The 18,111-nt window shown below is 73.3% G+C and carries 14 protein-coding genes; 11 read left to right on the top strand and 3 right to left on the bottom strand.

Features of this window, described 5'->3' with window-relative positions; all coding sequences use genetic code 11:
• Positions 1-225: 225 nt before the first annotated feature.
• The 6 genes from ACZ55U_RS08560 to ACZ55U_RS08535 all read left to right on the top strand — a co-directional run bounded on the left by ACZ55U_RS08560 (position 226) and on the right by ACZ55U_RS08535 (position 10,040).
• Positions 226-1,011 carry an ABC transporter ATP-binding protein gene (locus ACZ55U_RS08560; protein WP_465523823.1) on the top strand — a complete coding sequence of 262 codons (786 nt, stop codon included), beginning with the start codon at positions 226-228 and terminating at the stop codon, positions 1,009-1,011.
• Entirely contained in the window at positions 1,011-3,521 is a 2,511-nt protein-coding gene (locus ACZ55U_RS08555) for an ABC transporter permease (protein WP_465523821.1), read from the top strand. The genes ACZ55U_RS08560 and ACZ55U_RS08555 overlap by 1 nt, the downstream gene beginning before the upstream one ends.
• 279 nt (positions 3,522-3,800) lie before the next feature.
• Positions 3,801-5,120 (top strand): sensor histidine kinase, encoded by a 1,320-nt coding sequence (locus ACZ55U_RS08550; RefSeq protein WP_465523819.1) that lies wholly within the window; start codon positions 3,801-3,803, stop codon positions 5,118-5,120.
• The gene (locus ACZ55U_RS08545; protein WP_465523817.1) at positions 5,084-5,728 is read left to right on the top strand and encodes a response regulator; all 645 of its coding nucleotides are present in this window, start codon (positions 5,084-5,086) and stop codon (positions 5,726-5,728) included. The genes ACZ55U_RS08550 and ACZ55U_RS08545 overlap by 37 nt, the downstream gene beginning before the upstream one ends.
• A 362-nt stretch (positions 5,729-6,090) precedes the next feature.
• Positions 6,091-9,042: a non-ribosomal peptide synthetase gene (locus tag ACZ55U_RS08540; RefSeq protein WP_465523815.1), complete on the top strand. Its 2,952-nt coding sequence runs from the start codon at positions 6,091-6,093 to the stop codon at positions 9,040-9,042.
• A gap of 302 nt (positions 9,043-9,344) precedes the next feature.
• Complete coding sequence (locus tag ACZ55U_RS08535; RefSeq protein ID WP_465523813.1) at positions 9,345-10,040, top strand: DedA family protein; 696 nt, start codon at positions 9,345-9,347, stop codon at positions 10,038-10,040.
• A 34-nt stretch (positions 10,041-10,074) separates the two neighbouring features.
• Here ACZ55U_RS08535 and ACZ55U_RS08530 read toward each other — a convergent pair whose 3' ends face one another.
• Entirely contained in the window at positions 10,075-11,067 is a 993-nt protein-coding gene (locus tag ACZ55U_RS08530; protein ID WP_465523811.1) for a LacI family DNA-binding transcriptional regulator, read from the bottom strand.
• 152 nt (positions 11,068-11,219) lie between these two features.
• Between ACZ55U_RS08530 and ACZ55U_RS08525 the strand changes: the two genes are divergently transcribed.
• The 5 genes from ACZ55U_RS08525 (at position 11,220) to pnuC (ending at position 15,487) form a co-directional block, all read left to right on the top strand.
• Positions 11,220-12,158: a ribokinase gene (locus tag ACZ55U_RS08525; RefSeq protein WP_465523809.1), complete on the top strand. Its 939-nt coding sequence runs from the start codon at positions 11,220-11,222 to the stop codon at positions 12,156-12,158.
• Between the two features lie 70 nt (positions 12,159-12,228).
• Positions 12,229-13,575, top strand: coding sequence for an NtaA/DmoA family FMN-dependent monooxygenase (locus ACZ55U_RS08520; RefSeq protein ID WP_465523807.1), 1,347 nt, complete (start codon positions 12,229-12,231; stop codon positions 13,573-13,575).
• A gap of 35 nt (positions 13,576-13,610) precedes the next feature.
• Positions 13,611-14,183: a flavin reductase family protein gene (locus tag ACZ55U_RS08515; protein ID WP_465523805.1), complete on the top strand. Its 573-nt coding sequence runs from the start codon at positions 13,611-13,613 to the stop codon at positions 14,181-14,183.
• On the top strand, positions 14,176-14,646 hold the full coding sequence (locus tag ACZ55U_RS08510) for a riboflavin kinase (protein ID WP_465523803.1): 471 nt from the start codon (positions 14,176-14,178) through the stop codon (positions 14,644-14,646). Before ACZ55U_RS08515 ends, ACZ55U_RS08510 begins: the two co-directional genes overlap by 8 nt.
• A 160-nt stretch (positions 14,647-14,806) precedes the next feature.
• Complete coding sequence (pnuC, locus tag ACZ55U_RS08505; RefSeq protein ID WP_465523801.1) at positions 14,807-15,487, top strand: nicotinamide riboside transporter PnuC; 681 nt, start codon at positions 14,807-14,809, stop codon at positions 15,485-15,487.
• 67 nt (positions 15,488-15,554) lie between these two features.
• On the opposite strand, the gene ACZ55U_RS08500 is transcribed toward pnuC, so the two are convergent.
• Both ACZ55U_RS08500 and ACZ55U_RS08495 read right to left on the bottom strand, forming a co-directional pair.
• Positions 15,555-16,943, bottom strand: a complete 1,389-nt coding sequence (locus tag ACZ55U_RS08500; RefSeq protein WP_465523799.1) for a cellulose binding domain-containing protein — start codon at positions 16,941-16,943, stop codon at positions 15,555-15,557.
• Between the two features lie 257 nt (positions 16,944-17,200).
• Positions 17,201-18,100: a phosphotransferase family protein gene (locus ACZ55U_RS08495; protein ID WP_465523797.1), complete on the bottom strand. Its 900-nt coding sequence runs from the start codon at positions 18,098-18,100 to the stop codon at positions 17,201-17,203.
• Positions 18,101-18,111 lie beyond the last annotated feature (11 nt).

The raw sequence follows: 18,111 nt of genomic DNA, 5'->3' as shown, positions 1-18,111 counted from the left end.
CCGCCGGCCCGGCGCCAGGGCCGGTGACCAGGGGCGCGAAGCCGTCGGCTTCGCGCCCCCCGTGTTTCCCGGAAGCGGCTTGGGCCGGTGGAAGAACCTCCGTCGCGGAGGTAGAGAAAGTTCTACCTCCGATACGCCAACCAATGGCAATGTGCCGAACCGCCGCCGCTTCTAACGTTGTTGTCAGTTCGCGTGAGGTGCGTGACTAACCGGGTGGGAGTTCCAGTGCAGACTCAGGAGAACGGTCAGCGGACAGTGGCCGTGCGTCTGGATGCCGTCGAGAAGATCTACGGCAAAGGCGACAACGAGGTGGCCGCGCTCAAGAGACTGAGCATGACCTTCGAGACCGGCAGCTTCACGGCCGTGATGGGCCCCTCGGGCTCCGGCAAGAGCACCTTCCTGCACTGCGCCGCCGGTCTGGTCCAGCCGACCTCGGGCAAGGTGCTGGTCGGTGACACCAACCTCGCGGACCTGGACGAGGTGGCGCTGACCAAGCTGCGCCGCGACCGGATCGGCTTCATCTTCCAGTCGTTCAACCTGCTTCCGGCGCTGACGGTGATGCAGAACATCGTGCTGCCGCTCCAGCTGGCCGGCAAGCGCCCCAACAAGAACCAGATCCTGATGGTGGTCAACCGGGTCGGCCTGGCCGACCGGCTCGACCACCTGCCCGGCCAGCTCTCCGGCGGCCAGCAGCAGCGCGTGGCGATCGCCCGCGCCCTGGTGACCCGGCCCGCCGTGGTCTTCGCCGACGAGCCGACCGGCGCCCTGGACACCCGTACCGCCGCGGCCGTGCTCGGCCTGCTGCGCGAGTCGGTGACGGCCGGCGGCCAGACCCTGGTCATGGTCACCCACGACCCGGTGGCCGCCTCCTACGCCGACCGCGTGGTCTTCCTCGCGGACGGCCAGTTCGTCGGCGAGCTGTGGCAGCCGACCGCCGAGGCGGTCGCCGCGCGGATGACCCGGCTCGGCGCCTGGGACGACGAGCCCTCGCTGTCGGGGGGTGGCCGCTGATGCTGCTGCTGGCTCTTCGCACACTGAAGTTCCGCAAGGCCGGGTTCATCGCCACCTTCGTGGCGATGTTCCTGGGAGCCGCGATCGTGATGGCCTGCGGTGGCCTGATGGAGACCGGCGTCCGGATGGCGGCCCCGCCGCAGCGCCTCGCCGGCGTGCCGTTCGTGGTCACCGGTGAGCAGACGTACGACGACACCGCGCTGACCGAGCGCAACCGGATCGACGCGGGGGTGCTCGACACCGTCAAGGCGGTCCCCGGCGTCGGCAACGCGATCACCGACCTGTCCTTCCCCGCGACCGTGGTGGTGGGCGGCAAGGCGATCGACGCCGGCTCGAAGGGCCACAACTGGTCCAGCGCCGGGCTGACCCCGTTCACCCTGACCCAGGGCCAGGCCCCGGGCACCAACCAGGTGGTCCTGGACTCCAAGCTGTCGACCGACTCGGGCGCCGGCGTCGGCTCCACCGTGCAGCTGAACGTGCGCGGCACGGCCCGCAACTTCACGGTCTCCGGCATCGCCCAGCACGACACCGGCGGGACGATCAAGCCGAGCCTGTTCTTCTCCGACGCCCAGGCGCAGCAACTGGCCGGGGCCGAGGGCAAGTTCGACTCCATCGGCGTCCAGCCGGCGCCCGGCGCGGACGTCGCCGCGGTGGAGAAGGCCGTCGGTGAGGCGGTCAGCGGCAAGGCGATGGTGCTCAGCGGTGAGCGGCGCGGCCTGGCCGACCTGCCGGGCGTGCTGTCCAGCCAGCAGACCGTGACCATCCTGTCGGCCATCTTCGGCAGCTGGGCGGTTCTGATCGTGATGTTCGGCGTGGCCTCCACGATGGGGCTCTCGCTCCAGCAGCGGGCGCACGAGATGGCCCTGCTGCGGGCGATCGGCACCACCTCCAAGCAGGTGCGCCGGATGATCCTCGGCGAGACAGCCGTGCTGTCGGTGATCGCCACCGCCCTGGCGATCGCCCCCGGCCTCCTCATCGGCAAACTCCTGTACGGGCAGCTGACCAGCAACGGCGTGGTGTCCAAGGAGATCGTCTTCCACGAGGGCTGGATCCCGCTCACGGTCGGCGCCGTCGCGGCGATCGCCGCCGCCATGGGGGCGGCGCTGTTCGCCGGCCGCAAGGCCGCGAAGACCAAGCCGGTCGCGGCGCTGGCCGAGAGCACCTTCCAGGCCAAGTGGCTCACCACCCCCCGTCTGCTGCTGGCGCTGTTCTTCATGCTCAACGGCGTCATGCTGTCGGTCGTCACCGTGACGGTGATGAAGGAGGGGCCGTCCCTGGCGAGCACCGCCGGCCCGGCCTCCGTCCTGTTCGCGATCGGTCTGGCGATGCTCGCCCCCGGGATCACCAAGGGCATCGTGACGGTGCTCAGCGTGCCGGTCCGCGCGGTCTCCGGCCTGTCGGGGTACCTGGCGCTGCGCAACGCCACCACCAACAACGTCCGGATGGCGGGCGCGGTGGCCCCGATCATCCTGCTGATCGGCATCGCCACCGGCACCCTGTACATGCAGGCCACCGAGGACACCGTCTCGGCCAAGAGCTACCAGAACAACGTGCTGGCCGACTACGTGCTCGACTCCTCGACCGGTGGCTTCGGGCCGGGCGTGGTCAACTCGGTCCGCTCCATCCCGGGCGTGTCCGGCGCCTCCGAACTGGTCAGCTCCATCGGCTTCGTGGACTCCGCCGCCGGCGACACCATGGACCTGCGCGGCGTCTCCGCCAACGGCGTCCAGCAGACCATCGCGCTGGACTCGCTGAACGGGTCGATCGCGGACCTGAAGGGCAACACCGTCGCCCTGTCGGACAAGCAGGCCAAGGACTTCGGCGTCGCCATCGGCGAGAACCTGAAGATCCACTTCGGTGACGGCACGGCCGCCGAGCCCAAGGTCGTGGCCACCTACGCCGACAACCCGAAGGAGCAGTACCTGCTGCTGCCCTCCGACGTGCTCGCCCCGCACACCACCAGCGGCCTGCCGGCCAAGATCCTGGTGAAGGCGGACGGCGGCGCCGACCGGGCCCAGATCGAGTCCCGCCTGGACGCCGTGGCGGCCTCGGTGCCCGGCACCGAGATCTCCGACCGCTCCACGCTGACCAGCTCCAACAACAACATCCAGCAGATCCTGGTCTCGTCGAACTACACCATCGTCGCCATGATCGTCGGCTACGCGGCGATCACCGTGATCAACAGCCTGGTGGCGGTCACCCGCAAGCGCCAGGGCGAGTTCGGCCTCCAGCGGCTGACCGGCTCCACCAAGGCCCAGGTGCTGGGCATGCTGAGCGTGGAAGGCGCCCTGGTCGCCGTCGTCGCGACCGTCCTGGGCACCATCGCCTCGGCGACCACGATCGTCCCGTACAGCCTGGTGAAGGCCGACTCGATCCTCCCGAAGGGCTCGATCGGCATCTACCTCGCGATCGTCTTCGGTGCGCTCGCCCTGATCTTCGGCGCGACCCTGTTCCCCTCCTGGAGGGGGATGCGGACGCCGCCGATCGAAACGGCCAGGTCCCCCGCCTGACCGGCAGGCCGGGGCCGCTCTTCCGTCACCCCCGGACGGAGGAGCGGCCCCGCAGCCGTTTTCCGGCCGGATGTTTTCGGCCGACCGGGCCGGTTGTGAACCGTCGGCCGCTCAACTCGTCGCGGCCCGTTGAATTTTAGTAACGTGGCAATGATCAGAAAATCACTGCCGTCACGGATGGACGATCGCTCAGGTGTGCTTCGCTTACCGCCCTTCCCCCGCCCCGGCCGCATTACGGCGGGCATTGTCGCGCCGGGCGATATCCCGCGGGGAGGGACCTTGCGCGTCCGGTTGAGCCTCGGGAACCGCCTGCGGGAGTTCCCCGCCCGGCTCAGCCGGGCCGGCACCGAACTGGTGGTCGGGGTGCTGATCGCGATGGGCGCCATGCTCTCGATCTGCCTGTTCCTGATCACCGCCTATTTCGTGATCCTGTTCGTCATCGGCATCGGCGCGATGGTGCTGCCGATCGTGACCAAGTGGGTCCGCTGGCTGTGCAACGCCAACCGGCGGGTGGCCGCCCGATCGGGAATCGAGATCGCCGTTCCCTACCAGCCGGAACCCGACGAGTTCGAGAAGGACATCGTCGGCTGGATCCGCCGCTGCAAATGGATTCTGACCGATCAGGCCACCTGGCGGGACCTGCTCTGGCTGCTGCTCAACTCGGTCGTCGGCATGATCGGTTTCCTGCCCGCCGTGGTGCTCTACTACGTCCTCGAAGGATTCGCCCTGGCGTTCGGCCTCTGGCGGCCCGTCCTCCGGGCGCAGGGCACCGGACGCGAGTACTTCTTCGTCCCGGTCGACAGCTACCCCACCGCCGCCCTGGCCGCGCTGGCGGCGACGGCGCTCTTCGTCGCCTGGGCCTGGTTCAGCCCGCTCTTCCTCACCGTGCACGCGCTCTTCAGCCGGCTGCTGCTCGGCCCCACCGAGAGCTCCCGCCTCGCCCTGCGGGTCCAGCACCTGGCCGAGACCCGCACCGGCGCCCTGGACGCGGCCGCCGCCGAACTGCGCCGGATCGAACGCGACCTGCACGACGGCGCCCAGGCCCGGCTGGTCGCCCTCGGACTGACCCTCGGGGCGCTCGAACGCCACCTCGTGGGCGAGTCCGACGAGGCCCGCAGGCTGCTGCGCGACGCCCGCACCTCCTCCGTCGCGGCGCTGCGCGAACTGCGCGACCTGGTGCGCGGCATCCACCCGCCGATCCTCGCCGAGCGCGGCCTGGCCGACGCCCTGCGCGCCCTGGGCCTGGCCAGCCCGCTCCAGGTCGAGGTGCGGGTGAGCATCCCGGGCGAGGCGCCGCCGCCGCTCGAGTCAGCCCTGTACTTCGCGGTGTCGGAGCTGCTGACCAACGCCCTGAAGTACTCCGACGCCGAGCACGTCGAGGTCAGCGCCTGGCACGACGGCGCCGTCCTGCGCGCCTGGGTCACCGACGACGGCCGCGGCGGCGCCGACGCCACCAAGGGGACCGGGCTGCACGGCATCCGCCGGCGGCTGGCCACCTTCGACGGAACCCTCGACATCAGCAGCCCGCTGGGCGGCCCGACCGCGATCAAGATGGAGATACCGTGCGTGTTGTCCTCGCTGAAGACCTCTTCCTCCTGAGGCAGGGGCTGATCCAACTCCTCGACGCCTACGGCTTCGAGACCGTGGCGGCCGTCGACAACGGCCCCGACCTGCTGGCCGCCGCGGCCGAGCACCGGCCCGACATCCTGATCGTCGACGTCCGGCTGCCGCCGACCTTCACCACCGAGGGCCTCAAGGCCGCCCTCCAGGCCCGGCGCGAGATCCCCAAGCTGCCGATCCTGGTGCTCTCCCAGCACGTGGAGCAGATGTACGCCAGGGAACTGCTCGCCGACGGCACCGGCGGCATCGGCTACCTGCTCAAGGACAGCGTCTTCGACAACGAGCAGTTCATCGACGCGATCCGCCGGGTCGCCGCCGGCGGCACCGCGATGGACCCGGCGGTGGTCGCCCAGCTGATGGTCAGCCACGCGCGGGACCAACCGCTCGGCGCGCTCACCGCGCGGGAGCGCAGCGTCCTGGAGCTGATGGCCGAGGGCTGCTCCAACACCGCCATCGCGCAGCGCCTGTTCATCACCGAGGGCGCGGCGGCCAAGCACATCTCGAACATCTTCGGCAAGCTCATGCTGCCGCCGGACAGCGACAGCAACCGGCGTGTGCTGGCGGTCCTCGCGTACCTCAACGCCTGAGCGAGGACGCCTGAGCCCGGACATCCGAGCCCGGGCGCCCGTCCGGCCGAATCGGCCGAACGGGCGCCCGGGCGTGTCGAGTTGAACACCCGCTGTACGTAGGGGGGATGAGGGGTACTCGGGCCCGGTGCGAGGTCATAGCGTCCGGGGTTAGCCAGCGGGACGGCACCCCGGCGCACTTCGGGTGCCGACATCGTCACGCGTGGCTACCGACATACTACTTGGCCGCGCACGGTGATGTTGACCGGGCCATGAAAAGAGTGTGATCAATCTTGAGTACTCAACCAGGCGGAGACTCACTACCGGGCCCGCGGGCTCGAAGCTCCCCCGGCGCCCGGCCCTACACCCGCAACGTCTCCCCGATGGAGTGGGTGTTCCTGGCCATGGGGCCCGGTCACTGCGTCGCCCATGTGGTCGAGGGCGAAGGAGAACTGACCAGGGACCAGCTCGTTCGCGCGGTCGATGCCGCCGCGCAGGCGTCCCCCGGAATGCGGCTGGTCCGCCAGGGCAGGCACTGGGTGGACCGGGGCACGCCCCCGCCCGTCCGGGTGCTCGACGCCGCCGGCGACCTGCTCCGATCACCCGCTCTGCAACGCCCGTTGGACGCCGGCAGCGGAGCCTGCGAGGTGCTGCTGGTGCCCGGAGAGCGCTCCACCGTGGTGTTCCGTGCCTTCCACGGCATCACCGACGGGCGCGGTCTGCTCCAGTGGGCGGCGGACGTGTTCCGGGCGCTGCGCGGCGAGGAGCCGCTCGGCGCGGACTCCCGGCTCAACGACAGCGAGCTGATCCAGGGGCTCGACCGGCCGGACGGCCTGCCGCCGGCCCCGCCCAACCCGAAGCTGGAGTGGGCGCCGCTGCTCGGCCGCCGCTCACCGGGCTCCTCCGGGGTGCTCTGGCGCCGCCGGGCCGTCGACGGCCGCCACCCGGCGGCGACCGCCAAGGTGGCTGCGGCCTTGGCGACGTCGTACGGCTCCGGGCGCGGGCGCTTCTTCGTCCCCGTCGACCTGCGCCGGCACCGTCCGGAGCTGCGCTCCACCGCCTCGCTGGCCCGCGCGGTCCAACTCCACGTCGAGGCCGGCGACGGCTGGCAGGAGGTGCAGCAGCGGCTGCTCACCCTGCTCGCCGCCGACGCCGAACTGGCCCCGCAGTTCCCCGACTCGATCCTGCGCACGCCGCTGCCGGTGATGCGCCTGGTCAACGCCGGGATCGACTTCTTCGCGGCCAGGAAGAACCGGTACAACAGCCTCGCGTACGTCTCCCACATGGGCAACGTCGCCCTGGCCGACTTCCACGCGGGAGGCTTCCGGGCGGACGCGGTCTACCCGCTGGGCACCACGGGCCCCGGGGGCCCGCTGGAGGTCAACCTGCTGGAGAGCGCGGGCCGCACCGAGGTCACGGTGGCCTGGCACGACGGGCCCGGTCTGGCGGAGCGGGCCGACGCCGTCCTGGACACCATCGAGGAGGCGCTCTCCCCGCGCGCGCACCGGCAGTGGGAGGGCAACCGCACCGAGCGCCCGCTGCCCTCCGAGCGCTCGGTGGTCGAGCTGTTCCGGGAGCAGGCCGAGCGCACCCCGGAGCGGATCGCCCTCAGCGGCCCCGAGGGCGAGGTCAGCTACGGGGAGCTGAGCCGCCGTGCCGACGCGGTCGCCGCCGACCTGCGCGCGCGGGGCGTCGGCGCCGGCGACGTGGTCGGACTGCTCGCCGGCCGCACGGTGGCCTCGATCGCCGCGACGTGGGGCGTGCTGCGGGCCGGGGCCTGCTACCTCCCGCTGGACATCCGGCACCCGGACGCGCGCCTGGCCGACCTGCTGACCGACGCGGGCTGCACCCACTGCCTGGTGGAGCGGCCGTACGACGTCCGCGGGTGCTTCCCGGCGGGCTGCGAGCCGCTGCTCCTGGACGACCTCGCCGTGGAGGGCGCCGCGCCGAAGGACTGGCAGGACGCCGCCGTCGCCCCCGGGGACCTGGCCTACGTCATCTACACCTCGGGCTCCACCGGGCGCCCCAAGGGCGTGCAGATCGAGCACCGGAACCTGGTCAACTACGTCCACTGGGGGCTGCGCGCCTTCGACGTGGACGAGGACACCCGGCTGCCGCTGGTGACCTCGCCCTCCTTCGACGTCACCGGCACCTCCGTCTTCCTGCCGCTGCTGGCGGGCGGCCGGGTGATCCTGATGCCGGAGGACCCCAACCACCTCTCGCTGCGCCGGCTGCTGGAGGAGTCGGGCGCCAACGCGCTCAACCTGACCCCCTCCCACCTCGACCTGATCGGCGGGCTCGACCTGTCGCCCACCGGGTACCGCACGGTGATCGTCATCGGCGAGCAGCTGCGGGTGGAGGTCGCCGCCCGGGCCCAGGAGATGTTCGGGCCCGACTGCCGGATCATCAACGAGTACGGGCCGACCGAGGCCACCATCGGCTGCACCGCGCACACCTTCGACCCCGAACGGGACGGCGGCGCCGCCGTGGTGCCGATCGGACTGCCGGCGGACAACACCACGGTGCACCTGCTCGACGCGGACGGCCGGTTCGTCGCCCCGGGCGAGACGGGGGAGATGTACCTGGGCGGCGCCCAGCTCGCCCGCGGCTACCTCGGCCGCCCCGAGCTCGACCGCGAGCGCTTCGTCCACCTCGCCGACGGCAGCCGGGTCTACCGCACCGGCGACCTGGCCCGGGTGCTGCCCTCGGGCGAGATCGAGTGCGTGGGACGGATCGACGACCAGGTCAAGGTGCGCGGCCACCGGGTGGAGCCGGCCGAGGTGGCCCAGGCCCTGGAGGACCACCCGGCGGTGGACCGGGCCGTGGTGGTCGCCCGGAGCCGGGCCGGGGGGTCGGGCAAGGCCCTGTACGGCTACGCCCTGACCAACTCGGCCGTCACGCCCGATGAGTTGACCGATCACCTGACCGGGGTGCTGCCCCCGTACATGGTGCCCGCCGCCATCACGATGGTGACGGAACTGCCCTACACGGTGAGCGGCAAGGTCGACCTGAAGGCGCTGCCGGACCCGTTCGCCGGGCAGTCGCCCGCCGCGCCCTCCGGCGGGGAACCGCTCGCCCCGATGGACCCGACCGAGGAGGCCGTGGCCGACATCTGGGCGCGCACCCTGGGGGCGGAGCGCTCCCGGATGGAGGTCCAGTCGGACTTCCACCACCTCGGCGGGGACTCCGTGTCGCTGCTCGGCATGCTCGCGGCCGTCTGCCGGGAGCTGCTGACCAAGGACCAGGAGGCCGCCTTCATGGCCGAGCTGCCCAAGCTGCTCGCCGAGCCCACGGTGGAGCGCGTGGCGGCCCTGGCCCGCGACGTCCGGGTGTAGGGGCGGCGGCTCCGGGGCCGGGCCCACCGTCGACCGGACCGGCCCAGCCGGTCCGGTCGACGCGTCGCGGGGCCGGGCGGGCCCTGGCGGCGCGGCCGGTGCTCCCCGGCCGGCCGGCGTGCGTCGCCGGGCAGCTCCGGCCCCGCCGAGCCACGCCGGTCGATCCGGCATCCCCTGTCCGGGACGGCGGCCCGTTCGTCGCCCCGGGCGGGGCCGTTCCGGGCGGGGGTGCGGAAAACCGCAGGGTGGCCGGGCGGTCGACCGCATGGTGGCGTCCCGGCCCGGCTTCTAGCGTCGAGGGCATGATCGCAACCTTGGCCACCGCCTCGCTCTCCGCCGTCTCCACCGCCACCGGCTCCGCTTCCGCCGAGCCCGTGGGTGGTGTCGCCGGATGGGCCGTCGACGTGATGTCCACCCTCGGCGCCGTGGGCGCCGGTCTGACCAACCTGGTCGACACTGTCCTGCCGTTCATCCCCAGCGAGATCATCCTCCCGGTCGCCGGTTTCGCGGCCGGGCGGGGCGAGTTGAGCCTGCCGGCCGTCATCGTCTGGACCACGGTCGGCTCCGTCGTCGGCTCCTGGATCGTGTACGCCGCGGGCGCGCTCCTGGGCATCGAGCGGACCCGTGCCATCGCCGAGCGTCTCCCCCTCCTCAGCGCCCACGAGGTCGACAAGGCCGACGCGTGGTTCCAGCGGCACGGCCGCAAGGCCGTGTTCATCGCCCGCATGGTGCCGGTGGTGCGCAGCCTCATCTCGGTACCGGCCGGGATCCAGCGCATGTCGCTGGTGGCCTTCACCCTCATGACCGCCGCCGGCAGCCTGATCTGGAACACCGTGTTCGTGCTGCTGGGCTACTGGCTGGGCGACAACTGGACGCTGGTGGAGGAGTACGGGGGCTGGGTGTCCAAGGGTGTGGTGGCGGTGGGGCTGCTGGTCGTCGGCCGCTGGGTCGTGGTGCGGATGCGCCGCAAGCCGAGCGGTGCCCGGCACCGCGGCTGAGACATCCGACGCTCCGTCACATTCCGGTCCGGGTTCAGGCGCTCGCGTCCGTGGAGGCGCGCACCACCAGCTTCGGGGCGAACCGCTCCACGCCCTCCGCCCGCTCCCGGGAAGGGGACTGAAGGAGCGTCAGAGCGCGCTCGGCCATCGCCGTGAGCGGGTGGCGGATGGAGGTGATCGGAGGGTCGAGGAGTTCGAGGATCTCGGTGTCGTCGAAGCCCGTGACGGCGATCTGCCCGGGGACGGAGACCGCCGAGCGCTGCAGGGTGCTGACCAGCCCGACGGCGAGGACGTCCGCGCCGCAGACCACGGCGTCGATCCGGTCGTGCCGCTGCGCGATGCGCCGGCCCGCCGTGCGGCCCGCGTCGGTGGTGAAGCTGGGCAGCAGCACGGTGGTGGCGTCGGCGCCGCGGGCCTCGGTGAAGGCCGCGAGGCGTTCCGCGCCCGAGGAGGAGGCCTGGTCGGCGGCGACCAGGGCGATCCGGTGGCGGCCGAGGCCTTCGAGGTGGTCGAGCAGCAGGCGCATCGCGGCGGCGTTGTCGAGCGTGACGGCGACCGTCCCGGAGCCGGTGGCCCAGCGGTCGAAGAGGACGACGGGGGCGCGCTTGGCGGCGGCCCGGACGGCGGCGCCGGACGCGCCGGCCGAGACGGGGACGACGAGCAGGCCGTCGACCCGGCCGCCGAGCAGGGTCTCGATCTGCTCGGCCTCGATGGCGGTGTCGTTGGCGGCGTCGGAGACCACCAGCTGCCCGCCGGCGGCCCGGACCTGCTGGGCTATCGCGTCGGCGAGCTGGACGAAGTACGGGTTGGCGAGCGAGGGGACGACCACGCCGATGGTGCCGGTGGAGCCGGTGCGCAGCGCCCGGGCGGAGTGGTTGATCCGGTAGCCCAGGCGCCGGGCGGCCTCCTCGACCCGGCGGGCGAGCTCGGGGTCGACGTTGCGCGGGGTGCCCGCCAGGACGCGTGAGGCGGTGGCGCGGGAGACGCCGGCGGCCGCGGCCACGTCGAGGAGTCGGGGCGCTGTCACGTGGGCGGGTCCTTCGCGGTCGGGGGCGGGGATCGTCGGGTCCGGGGCGGGCTCGGCGGTCGCGGGTCGGCGGAATGCGCAGCACGAAGGGTACTTGACGGTTCCCGGGGCCTGGTCCACAGTGTGGGAGATCGATCTCCCAGGGAGTGCGGATGCCAGTGCTGATGCCAGCCATCACCGTCGTCGGTTCGGTCAACCGCGACCTCGTCCTGACCGTCGAGGACCTGCCGCGGCCCGGCGAGACCGTGCTCGCGCGGGGCTTCGTCGAGGGCGTCGGCGGCAAGGGCGCGAACCAGGCCGTCGCGGCGGCCCGGCTCGGCTCCCGGGTGCGGCTGGTCGCCCGGGTCGGCGCGGACGCCGGGGCCATCCTGCGGGCGCTCGCCGGCGAAGGCGTGGACGTCGAGGCGGTCCACCCGGCACCGGAGGCGTCCACCGGGATCGCCTCGGTGGTGGTCGACCGCGCCGGGGAGAACACCATCGTGGTCAACCCGGGCGCGAACGCCGAGCTGTCGGTCGCCGACCTGCCGGCCCGCCTGGTCCGGACGCCGGGCGAGGTGGTCCTGGTGCAGCACGAGATCGCCGCCGAGGTGGTAGCCGCCGCGGTGCTGCGGGCCCGGGAGCAGGGCGGCACGGTCGTCCTCAACCCGGCCCCGGCCAGGGCGGTCGCCCCGGAGGTGCTCGCCGCGGTCGACGTGCTGGTGCCCAACCTCGGTGAACTCGCCGCCCTGCTCGGTGCGCCGCCGCCCGCCGGGCCGGACGCGGCGCGCGAGCTGCTGGAGCGGGCCGGGCTGCCCTGCCGGGCCGTCGTGGTGACGCTCGGTGCGGACGGGGCGCTGATCAAGCGGCCGGACCGCCCGGCCGTGCACGTGCCGGCCCCCGTCGTGGACGCCGTCGACACCGTCGGCGCCGGCGACACCTTCTGCGGCGCCCTCGCCGACTCCCTCGCCCGGGGCGCGGACCTGCTCGCCGCCGCCGAACGCGCCGTCCGTGCCGCCTCGCTGGCCGTCACCGGCCTCGGCGCCCAGTCCTCCATGCCGTCCGCGGCGCAGCTCGACTCCGCCACCGGCCCCGAGGGCCCCACCGCCTCCTGAAGCCCCGCCGTTCCCCGACGGCCCCCAGCCCCACGCCCCCACGCACCACCAGTTCAACGGAGAACACCCCATGCGGAACCTCAAGATCGGCCTGTTCGAGAACGCCCAGACCAACGCGAGCGGCACCGCCACCTGGCGCCACCCCGACAGCCGCCGGCACCTGTTCGACACCCTCGGCTACTGGCGCGAGATCGCGAAGGTCTGCGAGGACGCCAAGCTGGACTTCCTCTTCCTGGCCGACGCCTGGGGCTGGTCGGAGATCGACGGCGTGCGCCCGCCGATCGCCACCGAGGAGACCCTGGACCTGCCGCGCCTGGACCCGTTCGTGATCGCCTCGGCGCTGCTGGCGAGCACCACCGACCTCGGCCTGGTGGTGACCGGCTCGGTGCTGGTGGAGCCGCCGTACGCGTTCGCCCGCCGGCTGGCCACCCTCGACCAGCTGTCCGGCGGGCGCCTCGGCTGGAACATCGTGACCACCGGCACCGCCGACACCGCGGTCAAGGCCTTCGGCATGGACATGGTGGCGCACGACGACCGGTACGAGATGGCCGAGGACTTCCTCGACCTGGTCTACAAGTACTGGGAGGGCGCCTGGGAGGCCGACGCCCTGGAGAAGGACAAGGAGGGCCGGTTCGCCGACCCGGCGAAGGTCCACCTGGTCGAGCACGAGGGCCCGTACTTCCGCTCCCAGGGCTACGGCAACACCGCCCGCTCCCCGCAGGGCACCCCGGTGCTGTTCCAGGCCGGCGCCTCCCCGGCCGGCCGGCGGGTCGGCGGGCGCCACGGCGAGTGCATGTTCGTCGGCAGCGGCTCCGTCCCGCAGCTCGCCGGGCACACCGCGGCGATCCGCGAGGAGGCCGTGAAGGCCGGCCGCCGTGCGGACGAGGTCAAGGTGATGTCCGCGTTCTCCTGCGTCGTCGGCGCCACCACCTCGGACGCCGAGCGCCGCTGGCAGCGCGTCCTGGACGCCCAGCGCCCCGAGGTCACCGTCGCCAGCTACGCCATGTTCACCGGCCTCGACCTGTCCTCCTACGCGCCCGACACCCCGATGTCGGAGCTGTCCACCGAGATGTCGCAGACCCAGGTCGCCCGGTTCGCCGGCAAGACCGTCGGCGACGTGCTCGCCGACTGGCACACCCACGGCGTCGGCGCCCGGCCGGTGGTCGGCACCGCCGAGGAGATCGCCGACGAGATCTGCGCCCTGGCCGAGGGCGCCGACCTGGACGGCTTCCTGCTCTCGCCGACCGTCCAGCCCGCCTCCACCACGGAGTTCGTCGAGTCGGTGCTGCCGATCCTGCGCTCCCGCGGCCTCTTCCGCGGCGAGTACGCGGCCGGCGAGTCGCTGCGCGAGCGGCTGACCGGCGCCCCCGGCCGGGACCTGCCGGCCAGCCACCCGGCCGCCCAGTACCGCCACTGACCCGCCCGACCCGCGACGAGAGGACGGCGACGACCATGGTCACCCCCACTCACGAACCCGCCCCGGCGCAAGCCGCCCCGGCGGAGCCCGGCCCGGCGGGCCGGACCCCGGCGGAGCCGAGCCGCGCGGAGCTGAACGCCGCGGTGCTGCGCCAGGCGTTCGGCGCCTACCCCACCGGGGTGGTCGCGCTCGGCGCGCTGCGCGACGGCGAGCCGGTCGGCCTCGCGGTGAGCTCCTTCGTGTCCATCTCGCTGGAGCCGCCGATGGTCGCCGTCAGCGTGGCCCGCACCTCGACCACCTGGCCGAGGCTGCTGGAGGCCCCGGTGCTGGGGCTGAGCGTGCTCAGCCACGGCCAGGGCGCGCTCTGCCGCCGGCTCGCCTCCCGCGCCGGCGACCGCTTCGAGGGCGCCGGCTGGCAGGCGACGGCGGACGGCGCGGTGCTGATCCACGAGGCGGCCCTGTGGCTGACCGCCCGGGTGAGCGCGGTGTACGACGGCGGCGACCACGAGATCGTCCTGATGGAGCTGCTCACCTCCGAGCTGTTCCCCGGGGTGGAGCCGCTGGTCTTCCACACCAGCCAGTTCCGCGAGCTCAGCCCCCATGCCTGACGCTCCGCCGAACCCCCTGACCGGCGCCGCGAACCCCCCGGCCGGCGCCGTGGCCCCCCTGGCCGGCACCGTGGTGCACGGCGCCGGCCGGGGGCGGGGCCTGGGCTTCCCCACCGCCAACATCGCCCCCGACCCGGGCGCGTCCGTCCCGCCGCCCGCGATCTACAGCGGCTGGCTGGCGCGCCGGGCGACCGGCACCGTGCACCGCGCCACCGTCAGCATCGGCACCAACCCCACCTTCTGCGACACCCCCGAGATCCACACCGAGGTGTACTGCCACGACACTTCGGACGACCTGTACGGCGAGCGCGTCGACCTCTGGTTCGTCGCCCGCATCCGGGACACCGAGCGGTTCGCCTCCGTCGGCGAGCTGCTGCTCGCCGCCCGGGAGGACGTCCGCCGCTCGGAGGCCCTGCTGGACTCCGCGCACGGGCGGCTCGTCCTCGCCGCCGCCCGCAGCTGACGCGACGTCACCACCCCTACGCTTCACCCTCCTTCACCTGCTCGGCGCGCATCCCCGCGTGCGCCCTGCGCCCACGTGCCCGGTCGGCCCCGCTTCCCCCACCTCCGGTGGGGCCGACCGGCTTCCCCCACCTCGCTCCGCACGAACAAAGGTGTGAGTCATGAGCGCATTCCACTGGCTGAACGAGCAGTTCAGCTTCTTCGGCCTCCCCGTCTACTGGTCCGACTTCCTCGGCAACATCCTGGCGCTCGCCACCGTCTGGCTGGCGCTGCGGCGCTCGCTGGTGGCCTGGCCGGTGCAGATCCTCGGCTCGGTGCTGCTGCTGATCGCCAGTCTGAACGTCCACCTCGGGGGCAACGCCGCCCGGCAGATCGTGATCATCGTCTCGGCCTCCTGGGGCTGGGCGACCTGGAAGCGCAGCCGCGAGCAGGAGGGCACGATCAACGTCCGCTGGGCGTCCGGCAGGGAGCGCGCCCTGCTGATCGCCGCGATGGCGCTGGGGACGGCCGCGTTCGGCGCGGTGCTCAAGTGGACGGACGCCTCGTTCTACCCCGGCGCGCCGCTGTGGATGGTCCTCGCCGACGCCTGGATCTTCGTCGGCTCGATCCTCGCCATGTACAGCCAGGCCCGCCGCTACGTGGAGTTCTGGTTCTTCTGGCTGGCCGTCGACCTGGTGGGCGTGCCGCTCGCCGTCCACTCCGAGCTGTACTTCTCCGGCATCGTCTACGGCATCTTCTTCGTGATGGTGCTGATGGGCATCCGCGACTGGGCCTCGCGCAGCAAGCCGCAGGAGATCGCCTCGCCGCTGGAGCCCGCCGTCCTGGTCGAGGGCCGGGACTGACCGCCGGCCCCGGCTGCCCACCGCCGCGGCGCCCGGACGAGGGCGCCGCGCCGGTGGGTGGTCGGGTTCAGGGCGCGGGGACGGAGTCGGTGAAGGACACCCCGGCGGCCCGGTAGCCCGCCACGGCGGCGCCGACCTGGGCGGGCGTCAGCACCCGGTCCTTGACGTGCAGGACGTAGTCCACCTGCTCCTCGTAGGCGCGCGCCTCGGTGCCGGTGTGGCCGGTGAGGTCGGTGAGCCACTGGTTGAAGGCGATCAGCATCGGCCGCTCGGGCAGGTAGCGGGTGTCGTGGCGGGCGAACTCGGCCCCGTCGACGTAGTAGACGATGCCGGTGTCGTCGACGGTCAGCACGAGGTCGTGCCAGCCGTCGAGCGAACTCCGGGTCGTCGTGTACTGGTTGACCGATCCCTCGGGGCCGTAGGTGTCCCACGAGGTGGCGAAGAAGATGTTCGAGGTCTCGCCCCAGCCGCCGTTCGGGAGGTACTCGAAGTCGTACTCCGAGTAGTCCTTGGCCATCGGGGCCGTCAGGTCGTTGATCGTGAAGAAGCTCTGCACCACGTGGTCGCCGTCGGGCCCGCTCACCGGGGCGTCGGAGAAGCGGACCCGGGCGGCGTACGTGCCGTAGCGGAACTTCATGGCGTCGCTGTGGAACTCGCTCTGCCGGGTGGACCCGGCCGTCCCCTCGGTCGTCGTCCGCAGGGTCATCACGCCGTTCCCGGCCTCCCGGGCGAAGGTGACGTTCTCCGGCGCCCAGCTCGCCCCCCACACGCCCGGCCCGCCGCCGCCGGAGCGCACGCTCCAGCCGTGGGCGGCGAGCGCCGGGTCGTCGTACCCGGTGTAGTCGAAGTCGTCGAAGAGCACCGCGCCGCCCGGGAGGGTCGGCGCGGTCGGGGCGGTGCCCCAGACCTGGACGCCGCCGACGCCGGCGGTGACCTTCGCCCAGTTCGCGTACCCGCTCTGGGCGGCGCCGTAGGAGTAGTCCTCGCCCTGGTTCACGGGCTGCCAGTCCGCGCGGTGGAAACGCAGTTGCAGGTCCTCGCTGCTCGCCCCGGGGGCCAGGGTGCCGGCGCCCGCGGTGAAGCCGATCTCCAGGTAGCGGTCGGCGGCGGCGCCCGGCTCGCCGATGGTGCCGAAGGTGCCGGTGACGTTGGCGCAGCCCCGGGCGGCCCAGTCGCAGGCGAAGCGGTAGACGGCCGAGGGGGTGGCGGCCTTGAAGTAGTAGCGCAGCTTGACCTGGTTCAGGGCGACCGGCGCGGAGCCGGTGTTGACGACCTTCAGCCACGGCGCGGCCTCGGCGCCGCCGCTGCCGCCGTTGCGGTACTGCACGGCGAGCGACTCGCCGACGGCCGCCGCGGGCACGGCCGCGCCGAGCAGGCCGGCGCCGAGCCCGGCGGCGACGACGGCGGCGAGCGCCGCGCGGACGCGGGAGCGCCGGCGGTTGGTTCGGGTGCTCATGGGGGTTCCTCTCCTGGCGTGGGGGACGACGCGCGGCACCGGCGGAGGGGAGCCCGGTCCCACCCGCGGTCCGGCGAGGTGGGGGGAGGAGGTGGTCGGGGCCGCGCGATCAGAAAGTGGCATAGACCAATTTGGCCGTCAACCCCGCGCCGGACGATCGACCGGAATCCGGCCTTCCGCTGCCCCGCGGTGGCCGATCCCGCGCCGCGACGCGAGCAGGCCCCCGGCGGGTGCCGGGGGCCTGCGGGGGCACGACGTCACGGGGCGAGGCGCTCGGCGAGGTCGCGGGCGTGGGCGGCGGCGGCCGGACCGCGGGTGGGATCGGCGGCCTCCGAGAGGAACACGTTGGCGAGCATCAGGGCGGCGTCCAGGCGGCCGGCGAGGAGGCACGGGTCGTCGGCGGCGGGGACGTCGGCGAGGCTCGCGTAGCCCTCCCGCAGCGCCGCCGGGTCGAGTTCGTTCTCCGGGTAGCGGGCGTACTCGGCCAGTCGGCCGAACTCCAGGGCGGGGGTGCCCAGCAGGGCGTTCGACCAGTCCAGCAGGGCGGTGGCGCGCCCCCGCGCGCGCCGGATGTTGGAGCTGCGCACGTCCAGGTGGAGCAGGCTGCCCTCGGTGAGGCCGGCCGTCAGCCCCGTCAGCAGGCCGGCGGCCGGCGGCTCGGGCCAGTCGGCGACCAGCCGGCCCACCTCCGCCCAGCGGCGGGCCGTCCGGGCGGCGAGCGCCCGCGCCGTGCCACCGCCCTCCGCCGCGACCGGCCGCAGCCGCGGCGGAGGCACCCGGTGCAGCCTGGCCAGGAGCTGCCCCAGGGCGTACGAGTCGAGCGGCGAGCCGTCGTCCTCGACGTAGTCGGAGAGCAGCACGTCCGGCGAGCCGGGGTCGTCCCCCAGGACCAGCTCCCGGGGCCGGGCGACCGGCAGGCCGTGGGCGGCCAGGTGCCGGGCGATGGTGTACTCCTGGACCAGCAGGTCGCGGGTGTCCACGTACGGGTCGTTGGCGTTGGAGTCGAAGCGCCGGTGCGCGATCCGGACGGCCACCGGCCCGCCGTCCCGCCCCCGGGCCCGGAAGACGCTGAACTCCAGCCCCTTGCCGACGAGTTCGAGACCGCTCAGGCCCCACGTGGCGGCCAGCTCGTCCAGGACGGCGAAGCGCTCGGTCATGTGTGTCCCCG

Source organism: Kitasatospora sp. NPDC034533 (assembly GCF_055575155.1).
Note: the sequence above shows the minus strand (reverse complement) of the source record. Positions and strands in the feature narration are given on the sequence as shown.

Bases quoted from the DNA above. Each gene is read 5' to 3' on its own strand.
- ACZ55U_RS08555 (WP_465523821.1), top strand. From the start codon at position 1,011: ATGCTGCTGCTGGCTCTTCGCACACTGAAGTTCCGCAAGGCCGGGTTC.
- ACZ55U_RS08540 (WP_465523815.1), top strand. From the start codon at position 6,091: ATGGAGTGGGTGTTCCTGGCCATGGGGCCCGGTCACTGCGTCGCCCAT.
- ACZ55U_RS08535 (WP_465523813.1), top strand. From the start codon at position 9,345: ATGATCGCAACCTTGGCCACCGCCTCGCTCTCCGCCGTCTCCACCGCC.
- ACZ55U_RS08525 (WP_465523809.1), top strand. From the start codon at position 11,220: ATGCCAGTGCTGATGCCAGCCATCACCGTCGTCGGTTCGGTCAACCGC.
- ACZ55U_RS08520 (WP_465523807.1), top strand. From the start codon at position 12,229: ATGCGGAACCTCAAGATCGGCCTGTTCGAGAACGCCCAGACCAACGCG.
- ACZ55U_RS08515 (WP_465523805.1), top strand. From the start codon at position 13,611: ATGGTCACCCCCACTCACGAACCCGCCCCGGCGCAAGCCGCCCCGGCG.
- ACZ55U_RS08510 (WP_465523803.1), top strand. From the start codon at position 14,176: ATGCCTGACGCTCCGCCGAACCCCCTGACCGGCGCCGCGAACCCCCCG.
- pnuC (WP_465523801.1), top strand. From the start codon at position 14,807: ATGAGCGCATTCCACTGGCTGAACGAGCAGTTCAGCTTCTTCGGCCTC.
- ACZ55U_RS08500 (WP_465523799.1), bottom strand. From the start codon at position 16,943: ATGAGCACCCGAACCAACCGCCGGCGCTCCCGCGTCCGCGCGGCGCTC.
- ACZ55U_RS08495 (WP_465523797.1), bottom strand. From the start codon at position 18,100: ATGACCGAGCGCTTCGCCGTCCTGGACGAGCTGGCCGCCACGTGGGGC.